At 31.3% G+C, this 19347-nt stretch carries 23 protein-coding genes; 6 read left to right on the top strand and 17 right to left on the bottom strand.

Annotated elements, in window-relative coordinates:
• Positions 1-11: 11 nt before the first annotated feature.
• The 13 genes from OB7_RS09040 to OB7_RS08980 are packed head-to-tail and all read right to left on the bottom strand — an operon-like array spanning position 12 to position 9305.
• Complete coding sequence (locus OB7_RS09040) at positions 12-347, bottom strand: Asp23/Gls24 family envelope stress response protein (protein WP_004100923.1); 336 nt, start codon at positions 345-347, stop codon at positions 12-14.
• A 16-nt stretch (positions 348-363) separates the two neighbouring features.
• Positions 364-921 carry an elongation factor P gene (gene efp / locus OB7_RS09035; RefSeq protein WP_114703105.1) on the bottom strand — a complete coding sequence of 186 codons (558 nt, stop codon included), beginning with the start codon at positions 919-921 and terminating at the stop codon, positions 364-366.
• Between the two features lie 11 nt (positions 922-932).
• Positions 933-2306: a GAF domain-containing SpoIIE family protein phosphatase gene (locus tag OB7_RS09030; protein WP_114703104.1), complete on the bottom strand. Its 1374-nt coding sequence runs from the start codon at positions 2304-2306 to the stop codon at positions 933-935.
• The gene (locus tag OB7_RS09025) at positions 2299-2667 is read right to left on the bottom strand and encodes a response regulator (protein WP_114703103.1); all 369 of its coding nucleotides are present in this window, start codon (positions 2665-2667) and stop codon (positions 2299-2301) included. The genes OB7_RS09030 and OB7_RS09025 overlap by 8 nt, the downstream gene beginning before the upstream one ends.
• A complete protein-coding gene (locus OB7_RS09020; protein ID WP_114703102.1) occupies positions 2668-3270 on the bottom strand; it encodes a TIGR03936 family radical SAM-associated protein in 603 nt (200 codons plus the stop codon). It lies immediately after the preceding gene.
• Complete coding sequence (locus tag OB7_RS09015) at positions 3267-4010, bottom strand: NHL repeat-containing protein (protein WP_114703101.1); 744 nt, start codon at positions 4008-4010, stop codon at positions 3267-3269. Before OB7_RS09015 ends, OB7_RS09020 begins: the two co-directional genes overlap by 4 nt.
• 2 nt (positions 4011-4012) lie before the next feature.
• On the bottom strand, positions 4013-4708 hold the full coding sequence (lptB, locus tag OB7_RS09010; RefSeq protein WP_114703100.1) for an LPS export ABC transporter ATP-binding protein: 696 nt from the start codon (positions 4706-4708) through the stop codon (positions 4013-4015).
• Positions 4709-4716: 8 nt separating this feature from the next.
• Positions 4717-5205, bottom strand: a complete 489-nt coding sequence (locus OB7_RS09005) for an OmpH family outer membrane protein (protein WP_004100935.1) — start codon at positions 5203-5205, stop codon at positions 4717-4719.
• Positions 5206-5217: 12 nt separating this feature from the next.
• Positions 5218-6768 carry a DEAD/DEAH box helicase gene (locus OB7_RS09000; protein WP_004100937.1) on the bottom strand — a complete coding sequence of 517 codons (1551 nt, stop codon included), beginning with the start codon at positions 6766-6768 and terminating at the stop codon, positions 5218-5220.
• Positions 6765-7262 carry a peptide deformylase gene (gene def, locus OB7_RS08995; protein WP_004100939.1) on the bottom strand — a complete coding sequence of 166 codons (498 nt, stop codon included), beginning with the start codon at positions 7260-7262 and terminating at the stop codon, positions 6765-6767. The genes OB7_RS09000 and def overlap by 4 nt, the downstream gene beginning before the upstream one ends.
• A complete protein-coding gene (surE, locus tag OB7_RS08990) occupies positions 7240-8007 on the bottom strand; it encodes a 5'/3'-nucleotidase SurE (protein WP_004100941.1) in 768 nt (255 codons plus the stop codon). The genes def and surE overlap by 23 nt, the downstream gene beginning before the upstream one ends.
• Positions 8008-8027: 20 nt before the next feature.
• On the bottom strand, positions 8028-8492 hold the full coding sequence (locus OB7_RS08985; protein ID WP_004100942.1) for a YaaR family protein: 465 nt from the start codon (positions 8490-8492) through the stop codon (positions 8028-8030).
• Positions 8493-9305 carry an Mrp/NBP35 family ATP-binding protein gene (locus OB7_RS08980; RefSeq protein ID WP_004100944.1) on the bottom strand — a complete coding sequence of 271 codons (813 nt, stop codon included), beginning with the start codon at positions 9303-9305 and terminating at the stop codon, positions 8493-8495.
• Between the two features lie 140 nt (positions 9306-9445).
• Between OB7_RS08980 and OB7_RS08975 the strand changes: the two genes are divergently transcribed.
• Together OB7_RS08975 and OB7_RS08970 are read left to right on the top strand one after the other, a co-directional pair.
• On the top strand, positions 9446-9877 hold the full coding sequence (locus OB7_RS08975; RefSeq protein ID WP_114703099.1) for a hypothetical protein: 432 nt from the start codon (positions 9446-9448) through the stop codon (positions 9875-9877).
• Positions 9878-9884: 7 nt separating this feature from the next.
• Positions 9885-11627, top strand: a complete 1743-nt coding sequence (locus OB7_RS08970) for an ABC-F family ATP-binding cassette domain-containing protein (RefSeq protein ID WP_114703098.1) — start codon at positions 9885-9887, stop codon at positions 11625-11627.
• On the opposite strand, the gene OB7_RS08965 is transcribed toward OB7_RS08970, so the two are convergent.
• Complete coding sequence (locus OB7_RS08965; RefSeq protein ID WP_114703097.1) at positions 11622-12959, bottom strand: MATE family efflux transporter; 1338 nt, start codon at positions 12957-12959, stop codon at positions 11622-11624. The two genes, OB7_RS08970 and OB7_RS08965, sit on opposite strands and share 6 nt — an antisense overlap.
• 114 nt (positions 12960-13073) lie before the next feature.
• On the opposite strand from OB7_RS08965, the gene OB7_RS08960 reads away from it, so the two are divergent.
• The 4 genes from OB7_RS08960 to OB7_RS08945 all read left to right on the top strand — a co-directional run bounded on the left by OB7_RS08960 (position 13074) and on the right by OB7_RS08945 (position 16220).
• Positions 13074-13337, top strand: a complete 264-nt coding sequence (locus OB7_RS08960; protein WP_004100953.1) for an ArsR/SmtB family transcription factor — start codon at positions 13074-13076, stop codon at positions 13335-13337.
• Positions 13338-13416: 79 nt separating this feature from the next.
• Positions 13417-14505: a permease gene (locus OB7_RS08955; RefSeq protein WP_004100954.1), complete on the top strand. Its 1089-nt coding sequence runs from the start codon at positions 13417-13419 to the stop codon at positions 14503-14505.
• 12 nt (positions 14506-14517) lie between these two features.
• The gene (locus OB7_RS08950) at positions 14518-14754 is read left to right on the top strand and encodes a thioredoxin family protein (protein ID WP_012579912.1); all 237 of its coding nucleotides are present in this window, start codon (positions 14518-14520) and stop codon (positions 14752-14754) included.
• Between the two features lie 131 nt (positions 14755-14885).
• Complete coding sequence (locus OB7_RS08945) at positions 14886-16220, top strand: FAD-dependent oxidoreductase (RefSeq protein ID WP_114703096.1); 1335 nt, start codon at positions 14886-14888, stop codon at positions 16218-16220.
• 54 nt (positions 16221-16274) lie between these two features.
• Here OB7_RS08945 and OB7_RS08940 read toward each other — a convergent pair whose 3' ends face one another.
• The 3 genes from OB7_RS08940 to OB7_RS08930 are packed head-to-tail and all read right to left on the bottom strand — an operon-like array spanning position 16275 to position 18799.
• Positions 16275-17123, bottom strand: coding sequence for a DMT family transporter (locus OB7_RS08940; protein WP_004100959.1), 849 nt, complete (start codon positions 17121-17123; stop codon positions 16275-16277).
• 26 nt (positions 17124-17149) lie between these two features.
• Positions 17150-17890 carry a class I SAM-dependent methyltransferase gene (locus tag OB7_RS08935; protein WP_004100962.1) on the bottom strand — a complete coding sequence of 247 codons (741 nt, stop codon included), beginning with the start codon at positions 17888-17890 and terminating at the stop codon, positions 17150-17152.
• Positions 17891-17902: 12 nt separating this feature from the next.
• Positions 17903-18799 (bottom strand): hypothetical protein, encoded by an 897-nt coding sequence (locus OB7_RS08930; RefSeq protein WP_004100964.1) that lies wholly within the window; start codon positions 18797-18799, stop codon positions 17903-17905.
• Positions 18800-19347 lie beyond the last annotated feature (548 nt).

Raw genomic sequence — 19347 nt, 5'->3', positions numbered from 1 at the left:
CTTTTTATCAATTATTCTTCCTCCTCTGCCGGCTCTATTTTTTCAACTACATCAATGATAGAAACGTTAACTGCAGATACTTGAAGTTCCGTCATTCTCTGAATATTTTCCGAAATATTCTGCATAATTTTCTTTCCAAATTCAACCAAACTCTTTCCATATGGAGCTACAGTCTTGACATTTACTATTACGTTATCATCCGGTGTCCTTTCAATTTCAATATTTTTCTTTAACTTTTTTGCATCTTTATCATCTGCAGACAGCTCAAGAACTTCTAAAAAACTTCTAAATGCTATTTCTTTTAAAACTTCATCACTAATATTTATACTTCCTTGTTCAAAATCCATGGGCTCACCCTCCTTCTTATGCCCTTTCTATGTACTCACCAGTTCTTGTATCTACCCTTACTTTTTGACCTTTTTCAACAAAGAATGGAACAGTTATCTTCAATCCTGTTTCCAAAACAGCAGGTTTTCCTCCACCAGAAACTGTATCTCCTTTAAATCCTGGTTCTGTTTCTACAACTTCAAGGACAACACTTGTTGGGAGCTGTATTCCAATAGGCTTACCATCATGCATTATCAAATCCACTTCTGTATTTTCAACCAAATAATTTTTTTCTTCTTCTATATCACTTTCAGGGATACCATATTGTTCAAACGTTTCATTATCCATAAAGTAATAGTTTTCACCATCGTTATATATATATGAAGCCTTTCTAAACGTAATTTCTGCTTCTTCTACTTTTTCACCACTGTTGAAATTTACTTCCCTTACAAGTCCTGTAGATATATTTTTAAGTTTTGTTCTAATCAAACCTGAGCCTCTTGCCCTAAAATGTTTGTTTACATCAATTACCCTGTAAATTTCTCCTTCATACTTTATGTACATTCCCTTACTTAAAGAACCTACATCTACCATCAATACACCTCCTAATTAAAATATTTAATAGCAAGTAAGGTCATATCATCGTGCTGCGGGGCACCCTGAGAAAATTTTAAAACATCATTCTCAACGTTGTATATTATTTCCTTTGCAGATAAAAGATATACCTTCTTTAAAATTCTCTCAAGACGTTCAAAATCATATTCTTCTCCACTCAAATTCCTTGCTTCAGGAATTCCATCCGTATATGCAAAAATTAAATCACCACTAGAAAGTTTAAATGTTTGAACCTCAAAATCCATATCCTCAAACATTCCAAGAGGAGTATTTGTAGATTCAACCTTAGATATGGAAGAAGAATTTACTATGTAAAGCGGATCATGACCAGCATTTATTACTTCAAGAACACCATCTCTTGATATTTTAAAAGAAACACACGTTACAAATCTATCCTCACCAACATCTACAGAAACCATGTTATTTAAACTATTAAACGTTCTTTTTAAATCTCCATCAGTACTTTCTATCAAAGATTTAAAAGCACTTCTCATAGAAGACATAATTAAAGATGCGGGAAGTCCTTTTCCAGATACATCCGCAACAATTCCAAATAAAAAGTCATTTTTTACAAATATATCAAAATAATCTCCACCAACATGTATTGCCGGCGTGCTTTCACCAAAAGAATCAAAATTATCATCATGTGGGAATTTCTTTGGAAAGAAGTTAAGCTGGATATTTCTTGCAATTTCTATCTGCTGGTTTAATCTTTCTCTTTCAATTTCTTCTTTCAATGCTATTTCTCTTTCAATACTCCCTGAAATCTGCTGAGCCGTAGATTCTACGATCTTTTTATCCCCTGCTGTAAAAATAGAACCACTTTCTTTTCCAACAAATAATAGATAACCAGTTTTTTCATCAGATGTAGTTGAAATATATTTAAAAATTATACTTTCACCGTTTAATTTTTCACATCTTTCTTTAATAACTGTATCAGGAGAAAACTCCATTGCATTCTCACTAAGAAGCTGGTCAATATTTTCTGGGCATGTTCCAACCGTTTCTATAACCTTTCCATCAAAATTTATAGAAATTATTCCACATTTAAATCCCATTGCCTTCTTTAATGTATAAAGTATAGGTCTTAAAATCTGCTTTGTCTCAATATTAGAGGTAATAATTTTGCTAATTTCAAAAAGTGTGGAAATTTCCTCATATAGCCTTGTTATCTCTTCAAGTTGACTCTCAATTAAAATAGTTGAAGATTCAAGCTCTTGCTTGTAAGCCAAAATTTCTGCATTTATTTTTTCTATTTCTTCTTCTATTGCATTCAATAGTTTTTCTTCTGATTCGAAAATTTTGGATTCTTTACCAGAAATTTCACAGAGTCTTTCATAAATTTCTTGTAATCTTTTAATCATTTTCAATCAACCTCTTAACTTCTTCAATTAGTTGTGAAGGACTAAATGGTTTGGTCATTACCATCTTTGCCCCTAAAGATTTTGCAAGTCTTTCATCCTCACTGCCACCCTTTGCAGTTAAGATTATAACCGGGATATCCTTAATTGATTCATCTTGACCTTTTTCCTTTAAAACTCCAAAACCATCGAGCCTTGGCATCATAATATCTAGAATTATCAAATCCGGCATTATTTCTTTCATTTTCTCAAGACCGTCAACACCATCAACTGCTTCATAAATTTCAAAGCCTGCTTTCTTTAAATTAAAGGATGTAATTTTTCTTAAAACCTCGGAATCATCTACCACTAATATTTTTTTCATTTAAGCACCCCTTTCAAAAAGAAGAGAAAGAGCATTATCTTGAATATAAGCTTCTTTTCTTAGTGCAAGAAAAACTTTATCTGATAAAAGATATGGATTAAAAGTATTTTCCTTCCTAATAATATAGTTTATCACAACATAATCCTTTTTTTCAAATTTTCTTACATTTTCAAGAACATCCAGGCTAATTTGACGTATCCCTCGTTTTGTTTTCTTTTCAATAACTTTAGTCACATCAAAATCAAAAGGCTTTTTTACAAAAACTAAAAATTCATATTTTTCTATTTTTGATAAATTTACAAAATTTTTAGTTACATTATCTACTTTCAAATGAAGCGGCTGAACCTCTTCAATTTCGTTATAAACAACTTGCGGATCATAGTCTTCTTCAAGATTTATATTTACGTAAAATGCAAGGTCGATTACACCCGTTGAAACTGGATCAATATATGAAAACTTAGGTTTTGGATGAAAACCTTCCGTAAAAGTTAATTTTAAATTTGTTCTTCTAAAAGTCCTCTCAATCATAGTAATTGTATCAAGCCCTGCTACAAATCTATATGGACCTAGTTTTTTAAACCTTACAAGATAGCTATAACTCATTTACTTTTCTCCTTTTTCACCTGAAATACATAAATTTTCCCATCTTTCATATCGGGAACATACAAATATCCATCCTTATAATACAGATCTGAAGGCGATGAAAAACCTTTCTTTTCAAGTAGTTTATTCCAATCCTTATCATATACAACTACATTCTTGGAGTTGTAACCTGAAACAAAAAATAAATCATCAGCAAAAAAGATTCCATCTCCACCTTTAACATCTGAAAGTGTAAAGCTTTCAACAACACTTTCCTTAGAACATTTATAAACCACTGCAGGATTTTCAAAAGAAATGACATACAAATATTTTCCATCAGTTGTAATACCGTTTGGTCTTAAAATATTAAAGACAACATTTAATTTATCATTCTCTAAGATATAAACAGAGTTACCGTAAGTGTCAGTAACATAAACTTTTCCTTCATACATAGTAACATCATTTAAGTACCTTGGAAAAGTAGCAAAATAACTTTTATATGTTTTACTACTTAAATCATATTTAATTAACCTATCAAAATCAACAATCCACAAATCTTTTCCATTCAAATAGAGGCCTCTTGGATCAACAAGAGACAAAATATATTCATTCTTTTCTTTTGATTGATAGAGAACATTACCATCTTTTACATATAATTTCCCCATATTTGAAATAAAATATCCACCACTGTTATCTACAACAACACTTTCAGGCGCAAAAAGTCCCCAAATAGAAAAAATTAAGCTTAAAATGATTTTCATAACTACCCCCCCAAATAAACTTCTTTTACAGTTTCATCGTTTAAAACTTCTTCTGGTTGTCCACTTGCAATTATATCACCTTTGTGTATTACATATAATCTGTCAACAATATCTTTTAATGCATCCACGCTGTGATCCGTTATAATTATACCAAGCCCGCGCTCTTTTAATGATATAACCATCTTTTGAATTTCTTTAACTGTTTTTGGATCTATACCAACAAAAGGCTCGTCAAGCAACAAAAACTTCGGAGAAAGGGTCATCATTCTTGCAAGTTCGAGTCTTCTTTTTTCACCACCTGAAAGATAAAACGCATATTGATCCTTTAACGAATCTATTCCAAATTCTTTTAATAGTTTTGGTATTTTTTTCACGTCTTTATCATGGTATTCAATAACAAGCTTTAAATTATCTTCAACGGATAATTGTCTAAAAACTGATGTTTCTTGTTGAAGATAAGTTATACCAAGCTTTGCCCTTTTATGGATAGGAATTTTTGTAATATCTTTTTCACCTAAATAGATTTTCCCAGAGCTTGGGATAACAACACCAAGTATAATATTAAATAAAGTAGTCTTGCCGGAACCATTTGGTCCCAGCAAGCCTACCACTTCACCTGTTCTAACATTTAAATTTATACCATTTAAAACCTGTTTTCTACCGAATCTTTTTTTTACATCCTTACATACTATCTCCATATTACCTTTTATTGTGCCATACTTTTTAAATATTCAATAAATTGAGCGGTAATATCGTACTTTGAATTTCCATATGCCATCGTCTTGCTATTAAATACAAAATCATAACCCATTATCTCTGCATATTCTGCTATTTTTTGAAGTATTTCCTGTTCAAGCTCTGCAAACTTTTTCTGATATTCGCTGTTTAACAAATCAGAGTATTGTTTTTGTTTTTGAGTGTACTCTGCAATTTTTGCATTTATTAAATCAGCTGCTGCACCTTTTTCTTTCATATCGTTGATCTCAGCTGCAAGTTCATTTAACTTTTTTTGATAAAATTGAACATCTTCCTGATACTTTGTCTGAAGGTCAATCCATTTATCGTATGATTGTAAAACCTTTGTAGAATCAATGTAGGCAAGTTTTGGACCTTGAGTACTATCCCCTCCTGCAAACAAGAGTACAAATGATAAAAGAATTAAAGATGCTAAAACTACCATACCAAGCTTCTTCACAAAATCCACCTCCTAGTTTCTCGCCCTTGCTTTTGATACTATTGATCTTCGTCCTCTCTTTTTAAAGACGGAAAGAATTATTTCAGCCTCTCTGTAAGGAACTGTAATAAAGGAAAATTTATCTAATACCGTAATATCACTTATAACTTTACTTGATATACCGGTATTTTTAACTATGTAATCAATCAATTGCTTTTTGTTAATTCCAGATTGTTTTCCAAGCGCAATAAATAATCTTACAACTTCTTCTTTCTTTGAAGAAATTTGAGAAATATTATTGTAACTTTCTGGGTTTAAAGATTTATACCCCATACTAAGTAACGTTGCAACAACCTCTTCGGCAGGAAGTTCATTGAGAAGTTCTTTTGCAAGTTCATAGTAAATATCATGCTTTTTTGAATTATTTTCAACAACTTGTTTTTTTATCTTTTTCGCTTTTGTCTTAATAATCTGATCCACAGATGGAACTTTTCCTTCCTTTATCTTTGCGTTAGAAAACTTCTTTATTCTAAATAATTGTCTATATTCCCTTGGAGTTACAAAAGTTATCGCAATACCTTCTTTCCCGGCTCTTCCTGTTCTTCCTATTCTGTGAACGTAATGTTCAGGATTCAAAGGAATTGAATAATTAATAACGTGTGTTAAGCCTGTTATATCAATTCCACGTGCAGCAACATCGGTTGCAACAAGAATATTAACCTTCTTTTCCCTGAATTTTTTTAATACTCTTTCCCTTTGATATTGAGAGAAATCTCCATGAAGTGCTTCGGCATCATATCCTCTTTCAATTAATTTTGATGATACAGTATCAACTTCAACTTTTGTTCTACAAAATACCATTCCATAGAATTCTTCTTCCATGTCTATTATTCTACACAACGCCTCAAATTTATCACTTTCTCTTAGTTCAATATATATCTGTTCTGTTAAATTTGTTGTCAACTGCTTATCCTGAATCTTTATAACCTCATAATTTTTTATATACTTTTTTGCAAGATCAATTATTCTCTTTGGAATTGTTGCAGAGAACATCAAGAAAAATTTATCATCAGATGTGCTCTTTAATATTTTCTCGACATCATCAATAAATCCCATGTCAAGCATTTCGTCTGCTTCATCTAAAATAAAATAATCCACTTTTGAAAGGTCTATTGTTCCCCTTTCAAGATGATCCAATATTCTTCCCGGAGTTCCAACGACTATATCTACACCTTTTCTCAAATGATCAATCTGTCTTTGAATAGATTGACCACCGTATATTGGAAGAATTTTTAATTTTTTTCGCTTTAGAGAATTAATCTCTTCAGAAACCTGGAGTGCAAGCTCTCTAGTCGGTGTTAAAATGATCGCTTGAACATATCCTTTGTTTTCTAGTAGTTCAATTAAAGGTATTCCAAATGCTGCAGTCTTTCCTGTTCCAGTCTTTGCCTGTACTATTAAATTCTTCTCCTTTTTCAAGAGTGTAGGTATTACCTTTTCCTGTACTGGCGTTGGATTTTCAAATCCTTTCTCGTTGATTGCCCTCAACGTTTTTTCACTCAAGTTAAAATCCTCAAAATTCACTTTTTTTCCTCCATTCTCATCCTCATTATTTTAGAAAGCTCAGTAGAAAGTCGTCTTTTTACGCTAGTTGGCAGATGATCAATAAAGAGTATTCCATCTAAATGGTCCCTTTCGTGTTGAACAATTCTTGCACTGTACCCCTCAAACAACTTTTCCTGAACTTTCCCATATTCATCCTGATATCTTAATTTTACCCATTTATACCTTTCAACATCTTCAAATATACCTGGAAGACTTAAACAACCTTCTTCTCCAATTTCTTTTTCCTGAGAATGTTCTATTATCTCAGGATTTACAATGATTAAAGGTCCGCTACCATCATCCATTGCAAAAAATCTTAAAGAGATACCAACCTGTGGTGCCGCAAGTCCAACACCATCTTCAAGGTACATTATCTTTAACAAGTCTTCCTTTATTTGTTGAATATATTCAAAATCTTCCACTATTTTTGCCTTTTTTCTCAAGATTGGATCACCGTATAGTCTTATCTTCATACCTTTCCTCCAATCTTTTTAAATATTCTTCATTTGTTAAGAAAACACTTATTGGAGTTACTGAAACATAATTTTCAGCAATAGCCTTGTAATCAGCCTTTGGATCGGGATCATCTTCTATTATAGTTCCCATCATCCAATAGTAATTTCCTCCAGAAGGGTCAACACGTTTTTCAAAGTAATCATCGTACATTCTCTTACTCTGTCGTGTCAATTTCCATCCCTTAATCTGATCATATGGAACCGAAGGTACATTTATATTAAGAGCAGTAAACCTCGGAATAGATCTTACATCAAATTCTTCAAGAAAATCTAATATAAACTTTGCTGCTGTTTCGTACATTGGATTTTCAAAGCTATAACTTGAAACTGCAATTGAAGGCACACCTGCTATAGCACCCTCAAGTGCTCCGCTAACAGTTCCTGAATACACAACATCAGTTCCTAAATTATTCCCTCTATTTATCCCACTTATTAGCAAATCAGGTTTTTCCCCAAGTACAACATCTATTCCCATTTTTACACAATCAGCTGGTGTCCCTGATACAGAATATATCTCAAAGTTTTCGTTTATGTCTAACTTTCTAAGCCAAAGCGGTAGCCTTAATGTAATTGCATGTCCAACTGCACTCTGTTCAGTCTCTGGAGCAACAACTGTTACCTTGTATTTCTTGCTTAATGTTCTAGCAAGACATAGTATTCCATCGGCTGTTACACCGTCATCGTTTGTAACCAAAATATTCATACACTTTCACCTCTTACTTGTTACTTATACAAATCAAGAATAAGTCCATTAATTTCCTCAACCTTTGCAGCATAATTGATTGTTCCAGCCTCACTTGAAATCAATTTCTCTGCAAGATTTTGAAGTTTTGAATCGATTTCTTCAACAATAACATGAAGACGTGGTGTGTTAGTCGCATAATCCATTTTTCCACCAAGCTTGTACATCTTTTTTTCAATGAGCTTCAAAAACTTCTTTATCTTTTCTTTGTATTTTCTTAAAGAATCTGGAGTTGGAGAACGAACAAAATCGTTCCCCGCCTCCAGAATGTCATTTACTATTCTTTCAAGTTCTTGGTTTATTTGTTCCTCTTCCACATCAAGCAAAACATCGAAAAAACCGGGGGTTTCACTGGAAAAACTGACTTTATGCTTTCCTTTTAAACCTTTTTTCTTCTTTATATTTTCATTTTTTATCTTAGGATCCCCGGTTGGCTCAATTCTCATTTATTCCACCTCTACAGCTTTTGCGACCTTTTCAGCTATCTTTCTAAATTCTTCTTCGACTTCACTTTCTCTCATATAAAGGGTGACTGGTTTTCCTTCATCTGCAAGTTTTGCAGCCTTTGGATCAAGAGGAATTTGTCCTAAAAGCTCTACATTGTATTCTTCTGCAAGAATTTTTCCTCCGCCACTTCCAAATATTTCAATTTTTTCTCCGCATTTTGGGCACCTTACAAATGACATATTTTCGACTATACCAATTAATTTTTTGTTCATCGAATGTACAAAGTCAATTGCCCTTCTTACATCATCAAGGGCTACTTTTTGAGGTGTGGTTACCATAACTACTCCATCTAGATCATCGAGTGTTTGGAATAAACTTAACGCTTCATCGCCTGTTCCAGGTGGTAAATCAAAAATCAAAAAGTCAAGTTCACCCCACTTTGTATCTCCTAAAAACTGCTTTATAGCAGAATGTTTGAGTGGACCTCTCCATATTACAGCTTTTCCGCTTTCAACAAGCATACCTATAGAAAGTGCCTTTAAATTAGGTAAAATTTCAGCAGGAACTATCTCTTCACCATCAACCGATGGATTTTTTTCACCAAGCATCCTTACTATGTTAGGACCGTGCATATCAAGGTCAAGAAGCCCTACTTTGTAACCACTCTCTGCAAGTGCTGTTGCAAGGTTTACAGCAACTGTGGTCTTTCCAACTCCACCTTTTCCACTTAAAACTGCTATCTTGTGTTTTACATTTTTCATCTTTTCCTTAATTTTTGTGTTTTCATTATTCAAATTAAACTGTGGCTGCATTATCTCACCTCCATATTTCTTTCATATCATTATAACACATATATATTAATGTTAATATGTATAAATAATGAATTTTCTGTCAAGAATTAGAATTAAAGAGCATTTTGTGATAAACTAACTATGAAAGGGGGTGACAAAACATGAAAAAAAGCAACATTTTTAAATTTTTAAGTTACTTATTTTCTATAGTTTCAACTTTTCCAGTGGTCACCCCGGTATTGCTAACAATAATCGTTTTAATAAGCAAAGGCAAATTTTTATACGATTTTATGATGCCAGCAGAATTAATTTCGTTTACAATCATTGCTTCCTTAGGCATTATTACTTTGCAAATTATAGATAAAAAAGCATTCTTTGAATACAAAAAGTTAGTTTTACTGTTTTCACTATCTATTTCTAACTTCTTAGCTGCCAATATATATGCTTATCTTACAGGACTTGCCCATGGAGATACAAACTTAAACGGGATACATTTATTTTTCATAACAATCTTTGTAATTTTGTGGCATCTTTTTGCTATATTAATTTCAATCGAATGCTTTAAATTAACAAAAAAAATAAGCACGAGGTGATTTTGCTTTGATCATTCTAAATAATCTTACAATTTCATTTCCAGGAAAAACTCTGTTGTCGGATGTTAATTTAAATATATCCGATAAAGAAAGGGTTGCACTAATTGGTAAAAATGGTTCAGGGAAAACAACACTTTTAAAGGCAATAGCTGGTATTTTTAACGACTATACAGGAAAGATAATCACTTCCGGTAAAATTTTGTATCTTGACCAGTTTAGAACATTTGATGAAAAAACTCCATACGAATACTATATGAAAGTAGCTAACACTCCAGAAAAAGAAAGACTAGTTAGAAGTATACTTAAGGGCCTGGGATTTGAAGAAGAAGATTGGCACAGAGATATCTCCACTTTTAGTGGAGGAGAGAGAACAAGACTTCAAATTGGAAGGCTTTTCATTGAAGATGCAGAGTTTATTCTATTAGACGAGCCAACAAATTATCTTGATATTTTAGGAATAAGATTTCTTAAAAACCTCTTAAAAAACTTTAATGGAGGTTACATTATAATCTCGCACGATAGGAGCTTTTTAAGAGATACATGTGAAAGATTTTTAGAAATAAACAACGAAAAAATATGGGATTTTAAAATGAAATTTGACAGTTATCTTGTCGAAAGAGAAAGACTTATACTCCACCAACAAAGAACAATGAAGAACAAGCAAAAGGAAATTGAAAGGTTAAAAAAGATAATTGAAAGATACAGAAAATGGGGAAGAGAAAAATTCATAAAACAAGCAAAGAGTAAAGAAAAAATGCTACAAAAGATGCTTGAAGAGCTTGAATCTGAAGTAACTTTCAACGAAGAAGAATTTGATAAAAAAATATCCCTTCCAACTCCTGAAATGCCAGGTTACGTAGTTTTAACCGTAAAACATTTAAAATTCTTGGATATACTAAAAGATGTAAGCTTTACGATCCATTCGGGGGATAAAATGGCTCTGCTTGGTAAAAACGGCTCTGGAAAAAGTACTATACTAAGGTTAATTAAAGGAGATATAAATGGCTCTGGAACAGTTGAATTTGGATACAATGTAAGAGTAGAATTTCTTGATCAATTTGTAGAAGAATTAGATGAAGAAAGTACTGTATTTGAAGAAATATCAAATGAAATGGAATTTGAACCAGATTATGTAATACGAGCTTATGCTGGAAAATTTGGTTTCAAGGGTGAAGATGTATTTAAAGAAGTACACAACCTTAGTGGCGGCGAAAGACAGATCCTTGCTCTTGCAAAGGTGCTCCTTAGAAAACCAAATCTTTTAGTGCTTGATGAACCTACAAATCATATGGATCTAGACACTCTAGAGGCTCTTGAAAATGCTTTAAAAGAATTTAAAGGAAATATTATACTTGTTTCACATGATGAAGAGCTCATAAAGAACGTGTGTAACAAATTTTTTGTATTAGAAAAAGGAATACTAAAAGAAATATCTGACCTTAGTGAATATGTTCCAACCGAAGAAAAAGAAAGAAAAAAGAAAGAAAATATAGAATTTGAGGAGAAAAAGAAACTGAAAAACAAATTAAAAAGCCTAAAAGAGCAATTGAAAAAGAAAAAAGAAAAAGAAGAAAAATTAATAAAAGAGCTTGAAAGGGTTGAAGAAGAGCTATTAAATATCGACTCTGATTATGTAAAAGCTGAAAAGCTTGTAAATCAAAAAAACGAATTAGAAGAGAATATATTTAATACAATGCATGAGATCGAAGAACTTGAAAAACAAATCGAAGAACTTGAAAAAGCTCTATAGTTTTTCAACAACGTTTTTTACCCATTTTCTACTGTGATATCTTGAATAGAGGATAATTGCCTTTGCTATTTCATCACTCATAGTAAAAAGATAAACAATTGGCAATGAAAATTTTAAAACAAGTCCTGAAAATGCTGCAAAAGGAACTCCAAGAAGCCATAAAGTTCCTGCTTCAACCATAAAAGAGTATCTAGTATCGCCACCTGCTCTTAAAAAACCAACAATGTTTAAACCATTAAAGACCTTGATGGGTATAAAGGCCATGGAAATTGTTATAGTTACTCTAACGAGCATTTTTACCTCATCAGAAACATCAAAGAAGTTTACTATGTAGTAGGAAAGAATAACAGTCAAAGTGCCAGAAATAATTGCTACAATCTGTGAAAGCTTTATTACCTTTTTTGAAACATCAAAAGCTTCTTCAAATCTAGATGCACCAAGATAATTTCCAACAATAACGGATGCAGCTGATGCAATAGAAAATGTAAAGGAATACGCAAATCCTTCAATAGTTCCCATTATGTTTCTTGCCGCTATTGTTTGAGTGCTCATATGAGCGTATATAACAGAATACATAGTCATACCAAAAGACCAAGCAAATTCATTAGCAATTGTAGGTAGTGTGTAATGGAAAAAGTTTTTTAAAAATTTCTTATCAATCATCTCAAGATGTTTTAGTGTAAAAAATCCTGGAAGATTTTTTACCTTTATAATCAAAATTAAACTAACAAGTCCAACTATTCTTGCAATAAGGGTTGCTATAGCCGCGCCTAAAATACCAAGTTTTGGAAAGCCAAACTTTCCAAAGATTAAGCTATAATTTAAAAATACATTTGTTGATAGTTCTACTATCGTTACATACATCGGAATATGAGCCTTTTCTACACTTCTTAAAACAAAAGAAAAGACCATACTCAAAGCAAATATAGGAAAAGAAAAAGAGATAATTTTTAAATAAATAATTCCTTCACTAATTACAAGTGGATCAGGGCTAAAGAACCTCATAACAGTCTGTGGAAAGAAAAAAGAAAGAGTAAAAAATACTGCAGAAAAAAGTAAGGCAGTAGCACTTGTTACTGCGGATGATTTTGCTATTCCATCAAGATCTTTTTTTCCCCAAAATTGTGAAAAAAAGATGGATCCACCAGATATGAGTCCGAATAATATAAGATTGTATAAAAAGAAAAATTGATTTGAAAGTCCCACACTTGCAATTGCAACTTCACCAAGTTTTCCAATCATTAAGGTATCAACAAAATTGACACCAGTAGATAAAAATTGTTGTAATGCAATAGGAAGTGCAATTGCAAATATTTTTTTATATATTTCCATATAAATCCTCCTTAGTTAGGATTACTAATTATTTTAACATACGTAAAAATAATTGACAATATTAGTAAAAATTAGTTATAATAAAAAAGAATTTACAAAAAAAGGAGTGAAAAAGTGGAAAAATTCGAAGAGGCTGCAAGCATTTTAAAGGCACTTGGACATCCAATTAGACTTAAGATATTATACCTACTAAGTGAAAAAGAACATTGTGTTTGTGAACTTCTATCACAAATAAATACGAGCCAACCAAACCTTTCACAGCATCTTTCTATCTTAAGAAATTTAAAATTAATCAAAGATGAAAGAAATGGCAACATGGTAATATACAAATTGCAAGATAACAAGATTGTTAAAGCTATTCTCAGCGCTTTAAAATAATTTTTTTATTGACAATATAAGAATTTTATTATATACTAATTATCGAAACTACTAACTATTATAGAAAGGATGATTTCTTGTGAAGGAGTTTGTGATTATTTTAACAATATTTTTAATATTCTACTTTGTCCCATTTAATGCTTCTATCGTTCAAGATAGCATATTAAATGGATTTCAAATGCTACAAGAATATGCAAGAGAGCATGTATTGCTTTGTCTTGTACCGGCATTCTTTATTGCCGGAACCATAAGTGTCATGCTAAAAAAAGATGCTGTACTAAAGCTTTTAGGACCAACTGCAAAAAGGATTATTTCTTACCCCATTGCAGCAGTAAGTGGTGGAATACTTGCAGTATGCTCTTGTACCATTCTTCCGCTTTTTGGAGGGATATATAAAAAAGGTGCTGGAATTGGACCGGCAACCACGTTTCTTTTTGCTGGACCTGCAATAAACATAGCTGCAATATTTTTAACTGCTAGAGTTCTTGGCTGGGATCTAGGACTGGCAAGATTAATAGCAACTATAACTGCTGCTATACTGATTGGTCTGATAATGGAATTATTATTCCAAGAAAAAGGTGAAGGTGGTTTTATTACAACAGAAGAAAAAAGCGAAAATGGTCTAAAAGTTCTTGTATTTTTCTTGCTACAACTTGCATTCTTAATAATTGGTGGGTTGAAAATTAATCCAGCAGTTAAGTATACAACAATGTTTGTCATATCAATTATTGTATTTTTAATGGCAGTGTTTTCATTTAAAAGAGATACTACAAAAAGCTGGCTGGAAGAAACTTGGGATTTTGCAAAAAAGATTTTGCCTTACCTTTTTATTGGAGTATTTTTAGCGGGAATAATAACCAAACTTCTTCCTCAAGAAGTGGTTACAAAAATACTTGGAAGCAACGGAATACTTTCAAATCTTTTTGCATCAGTTATTGGAATGTTTATGTATTTTGCAACACTTACTGAAGTACCAATTGTTCAGGCTTTAAGAGAACTTGGAATGGCAAAAGGGCCAACACTTGCACTCCTTATGGCAGGAAATTCTTTGAGCCTTCCAAGTATGATTGTTATAACAAGACTTTTTGGAAAGAAAAAAGCATTTACATACTTTACCTTGGTAGTAATATTCTCTACTATATTTGGTTTAATATACGGAAGAATATAAGGAGGGGATAATATGGCAAAAAAGATTGAAATTTTAGGAAGTGGATGTCCAAGATGCAAACAAACTGAAAAAATAATGAAAATGGCAGTAGAAGAACTAAATATCGATGCAACTATTGAAAAAGTACAAGATATCAACGAGATTATCTCTCGCGGAGTTGTTGCAACACCAGCTGTTGCAATCGATGGAAAAATAGTTATTTCTGGAAAAATTCCTACACTCGAAGAAGCAAAAAAGCTTTTACAATAAGGATAATTAGAAAAATAAGAGGGTAAATTTACCCTCTTATTTTTTACTTGACAAATTAGTATAAACTAAGTATAATTATAGATGAAGTCTAAAAGTTAAATTATTCTCAAATTAAGGAGGCTGAAAAAAATATGAAAGTAATAGTTATAGGCTGTACACATGCTGGAACTGCATTTACTGTAACTGCAAAAAAATTATATGGAGACAAAGTAGATATTACAATCTATGAGAAAAATGGCACAATATCATTTCTCTCATGTGGAATTGCACTCCACGTTGGTGGCGTGGTGAAAGACCCTGAAAAACTATTCTATTCTTCCCCAAAACAATTATCAGAAATGGGAGCAAATCCAAAGATGAAACATGAGGTAATTGATGTCAACACAAATGAAAAATGGGTTCTTGTTAAAAATCTTGAAACCGGTGAGACTTTCAAAGATACTTACGACAAGTTGCTGATATCTTCTGGTTCATGGCCAATTATTCCGAATATTCCAGGAATTGACCTTGAAGGAATAAAACTTTCAAAAAACTTTTACCACGCACAAGATATAATTAATCATTCAAAAAATGCTAAAAGAATTGCCGTTATAGGTGCAGGATATATTGGCGTTGAACTTGCTGAAGCTTTTAAAGAAAACGGAAAAGAAGTTATGCTCTTTGATATAAAAGATAGAATTCTATCAAGATACCTTGATAGAGAATTTACAGATATTTTAGAAGCAGAATTAAAAAATAACGGTGTTGAGCTTATTCTTGGAGAAAAAGTTGTAGAATTTAAAGGTGAAAACAACCATGTAAGTAAAATTATCACCGACAAAGGTGAATATAATGCAGATATGGTAGTGCTTGCAATGGGATTCAAGCCAAATACAGAACTTTTTAAAGGAAAAGTAGAAATGCTAGAAAACGGAGCAATTAAAGTCGACAAGTATCTTCATACTTTTGAAAATGATTTATTTGCCGTAGGAGATAGTGCAGCCGTTTGGTTTACACCTACTAATTCATATGAGTATATTCCACTTGCAACAAATGCTGTTAGGATGGGAACAATTGCTGCATATAATTTGTTCGATGATACGGTAGAATACAAGGGAACACAAGGAACTTCAGGTGTTAAAGTGTATTCATATAACGTCTTTACTACTGGGTTAAGCCAACAGTTTGCAGAAGAAAGAAATTTAGATGTGAAAACTATATTTACAATAGAAAATAACAGACCGGAGTTTATGCCTGAGTATGAAAAAGTATACATAAAAATTGTATATGACGATAAAACTAAAAGGATCCTAGGTGGTCAGATAATGTCTAAAGCTAATGTAGCAGAAAGTATAAATACTCTTTCACTTGCTATTTCAAATAATATGACTTTAGTGGATCTTGCATTTTCAGACTTTTTCTTCCAACCCCACTTTAACAAACCTTGGAATTTCTTAAATACTGTTGCATTAAAGGCTATTCAGTAATCAAAAATTTATTTTCTAAGCTCCCCTGCCTTTTTAGGTAGGGGAGCTCTTTAATTAAGCTTTCTTTAGTTCAACTTTTGTTCTATTAATTAAAACATTTAATCTATATATTGAAAAAATAACAATTATTATACCTATCCACTGTCTCATTGTTATTACATTTGGAAAGAATAGTCTTGAAAGTAGCAACGAAGTAATTGGATTTAAAGTTCTTACTATATTTGCAATTGAAAAACCTATTTTACTCAAACTTTTGTAGAAAAAATATAATCCCAAAAATGAACCTATAAATGAAGCTATGGTTAGAAAAATAAAGCCACGTAAGCTGAATGAAAGAGAGCTAGTTCCATATATAGAAAAATAAAGAATGCTGATAACTAAGAAAGTTATAATATTATTTGCAAAAACTAAAAAATCTGCCTGAATCTTTGATAACTTTGCAACTGAATTACTGGTTGCAAAAAATAGAGCCGAACATATAGAAAATATACCACCAACAAGATTTAGATTCTCAACTTTATAAGAAGGCATAATAATTAAAATTATTCCAAAAATATTAACCGCTATCTGAAAAAATACACTCATAGAAATTTTTTCTTTGAATAAAAGGACAGAATACAAAGATGTAAAGATATAATATGATGTTCCAAGAACCATTGCTATACCAGGATCAAGCTTTGAAAGACCCATAAACATAAAAAGCAATCCTACGGCATTAAACAACCCTACGAAAATAACATACATATTTATTTTCTGAAACTTTTTTAGAAAAAATAATGAAAAAATACCTGCTAACAACGAGTTGATTACTGTGGCAAACATGGGATCAAAGTCTTTTAATGCAAATTTGTTAAAAATAGCCGTACTACCCATCAATACTGCTGAAAGAATTGCATAAATCATTTTTCCACCTCAACTTTATTTTCATGCTATTTTTTAGAATATGTATATAGATAAAATCCACAATCATTTACAATCTTTTTTAAAAAAGTATCAAATGTTCTAATTACACGGAACCTAAAATTTTTCCTAACTCCAGGAACTACAATAAGATTGGTAATTTTATACTTAATAACCGAAAATCCACTCTTTTTAATTATCTTCTCTAACTGTTTTGGAGTTAACTCTTTTTGATAACCATAATCCCATTTTCCAAAAATTTGTTGAATAATCCTATCAATAACTCCAAAAGATATTCTATTTGGAACCATTATCACCGCTATACCGCCTGGTTTCAAAATTCTATAAATTTCTTTTACAGATTTTTCTAAGTCTTCTTTTAATCTATAATGCTCAATAACTCCCAATGACAATACTAAATCACAATAATTATCTTCTATTGGTACATTTACTGCACTACCAAGCTTTAGTAACATTTGATTTCCAAACATTTTCCTTGCCTTATAAATTGCCTTTTCTGAAATATCTATACCAATAAGTTCTTTACTGTTTAAATCTCTCCCTACTAATTTTAAAATTCTTCCATCACCACAACCAATTTCGGCAATAGTTCCAACATTACTTATTTTAAATTCTCTCTTTATGTATTCTACTATCTGTTTAACTTTTAATCTTGAAACATAGTCTCTCACCTTTTCATCAGAATATGTATTATTACCTATCCAAACTTTATTCCAAATCTTACTAAAATTACCTTGATGCCCCCCCATTCTCTCATCCCCTTAATCTTTTAACTTTTCAACATTTTTTGCATTTAAAAACTTTCCCAAATTATTTTCTATCAATTCACCTTTTACATTTAAAATATCACCAACATTATACTCTCCCTTATTTCCACCGTGATATATTACAATATTCATTTTTTCATCTGTACTTAATATTCTTCCTAAAACAATCGTAGGTGCATATATTGAATGGGTATTATCTATAATTTCAACTTTATAATTTACTGCTCCTAAATTCCTATAATCTATCGAAAATATCTTAGGAATATCCTCAGTATTTTCATATGCAAAATGGCAACAAAATATTTTATCCCTAAAGTATACTCTTAAAGGAGTTTTCTTTCCTCTATCAAAAACTTCCATACCCTTTTTAGATGATAATCCTATAATCTTTTCAAATATTTCCATATTTCTTTTCAAATTAAATCTAAATAAAACATCTATATCACTCTTTTCTTTTCTAAGTCCTACCTGATATGATCCAACCATTCCTATTTCACTGTATTCTTCTTTTGAGACACCTAATAATTTTAAAAATTCTTCTAAATAGTAAAACTCTTGAGGATAATTATTCGAAAATTTATCAAATGTATAAAACGGATCATAAAATTTTTCTATATTACTTTTATCAACCAACATTTTATGTTCAACAAAATATGCTTTTGTATGTTTTCTTCCCAATTTTTTAATATACTCTAACTGTTCTTCAAAGCTGCGCCAACTTCCATCTTTCTTACGTATTACTTTTACATATTTTCTGTTTTCTATCTCTATATCTCCATCAGGTTGTTGTATGTAAATGTAATTGCAAATCACTTTATCTTCAGGATGCCACCACCCCTCAACACTACATATATCCCCCTCTTTCGTCATAAATAGTTGCATATCAATCATACATTCTTCCCCCTTTTATTCTTTCACTTAAAATGACACGTATATTATATATAACAATATATAAAACGTCAATATTAATTTAAATCTATTTAAAACAATGAATTTATTTCATTTCATCTTTTAAAAATGTATGATAATTATATTAAACGTTTTTATTTCAAAAATAATTTACATGATACAAAGTAATAATAATAATTCCAAAATATTTATTCTCCAAATTTTAGAAAATTAATATTTATTATATGTTAACTTCATTTTTTCAAGCCCATTAACACAAACAGAGTTACTCAGGCCAAAATAAAAAAGGCTGCACCTGTTAAAAAGAAAGTGTAGATCGACAATATTCGTTTAGTATATCTTCTCTGCAAGAACTATTTAACAAAATACTTAATACTGTCACGAGTCTAAAAAAACATCCGGAGCATAGATTATATACTTATGTATCAACTAATATTCAACCATTTAAAGTTATATTCTAATAAATAATCTACCTTCTATGAAGTGATTACGATTCAGCAATAAAGAAAATTGTTAAAATGATAAAACAA

It is taken from the genome of Thermosipho africanus Ob7 (assembly GCF_003351105.1).
Lineage (GTDB): Bacteria > Thermotogota > Thermotogae > Thermotogales > Fervidobacteriaceae > Thermosipho > Thermosipho africanus.
This window is presented reverse-complemented; position numbering and strand designations above follow the sequence as displayed.

Excerpts from the sequence above, each read along its gene's own strand:
- OB7_RS09040 (WP_004100923.1), bottom strand. The coding sequence starts at position 347 with ATGGATTTTGAACAAGGAAGTATAAATATTAGTGATGAAGTTTTAAAA.
- efp (WP_114703105.1), bottom strand. The coding sequence starts at position 921 with ATGGTAGATGTAGGTTCTTTAAGTAAGGGAATGTACATAAAGTATGAA.
- OB7_RS09030 (WP_114703104.1), bottom strand. The coding sequence starts at position 2,306 with ATGATTAAAAGATTACAAGAAATTTATGAAAGACTCTGTGAAATTTCT.
- OB7_RS09025 (WP_114703103.1), bottom strand. The coding sequence starts at position 2,667 with ATGAAAAAAATATTAGTGGTAGATGATTCCGAGGTTTTAAGAAAAATT.
- OB7_RS09020 (WP_114703102.1), bottom strand. The coding sequence starts at position 3,270 with ATGAGTTATAGCTATCTTGTAAGGTTTAAAAAACTAGGTCCATATAGA.
- OB7_RS09015 (WP_114703101.1), bottom strand. The coding sequence starts at position 4,010 with ATGAAAATCATTTTAAGCTTAATTTTTTCTATTTGGGGACTTTTTGCG.
- lptB (WP_114703100.1), bottom strand. The coding sequence starts at position 4,708 with ATGGAGATAGTATGTAAGGATGTAAAAAAAAGATTCGGTAGAAAACAG.
- def (WP_004100939.1), bottom strand. The coding sequence starts at position 7,262 with ATGAAGATAAGACTATACGGTGATCCAATCTTGAGAAAAAAGGCAAAA.
- surE (WP_004100941.1), bottom strand. The coding sequence starts at position 8,007 with ATGAATATTTTGGTTACAAACGATGACGGTGTAACAGCCGATGGAATA.
- OB7_RS08985 (WP_004100942.1), bottom strand. The coding sequence starts at position 8,492 with ATGAGAATTGAGCCAACCGGGGATCCTAAGATAAAAAATGAAAATATA.
- OB7_RS08980 (WP_004100944.1), bottom strand. The coding sequence starts at position 9,305 with ATGCAGCCACAGTTTAATTTGAATAATGAAAACACAAAAATTAAGGAA.
- OB7_RS08975 (WP_114703099.1), top strand. The coding sequence starts at position 9,446 with ATGAAAAAAAGCAACATTTTTAAATTTTTAAGTTACTTATTTTCTATA.
- OB7_RS08965 (WP_114703097.1), bottom strand. The coding sequence starts at position 12,959 with ATGGAAATATATAAAAAAATATTTGCAATTGCACTTCCTATTGCATTA.
- OB7_RS08950 (WP_012579912.1), top strand. The coding sequence starts at position 14,518 with ATGGCAAAAAAGATTGAAATTTTAGGAAGTGGATGTCCAAGATGCAAA.
- OB7_RS08945 (WP_114703096.1), top strand. The coding sequence starts at position 14,886 with ATGAAAGTAATAGTTATAGGCTGTACACATGCTGGAACTGCATTTACT.
- OB7_RS08940 (WP_004100959.1), bottom strand. The coding sequence starts at position 17,123 with ATGATTTATGCAATTCTTTCAGCAGTATTGATGGGTAGTACGGCTATT.
- OB7_RS08935 (WP_004100962.1), bottom strand. The coding sequence starts at position 17,890 with ATGGGGGGGCATCAAGGTAATTTTAGTAAGATTTGGAATAAAGTTTGG.
- OB7_RS08930 (WP_004100964.1), bottom strand. The coding sequence starts at position 18,799 with ATGATTGATATGCAACTATTTATGACGAAAGAGGGGGATATATGTAGT.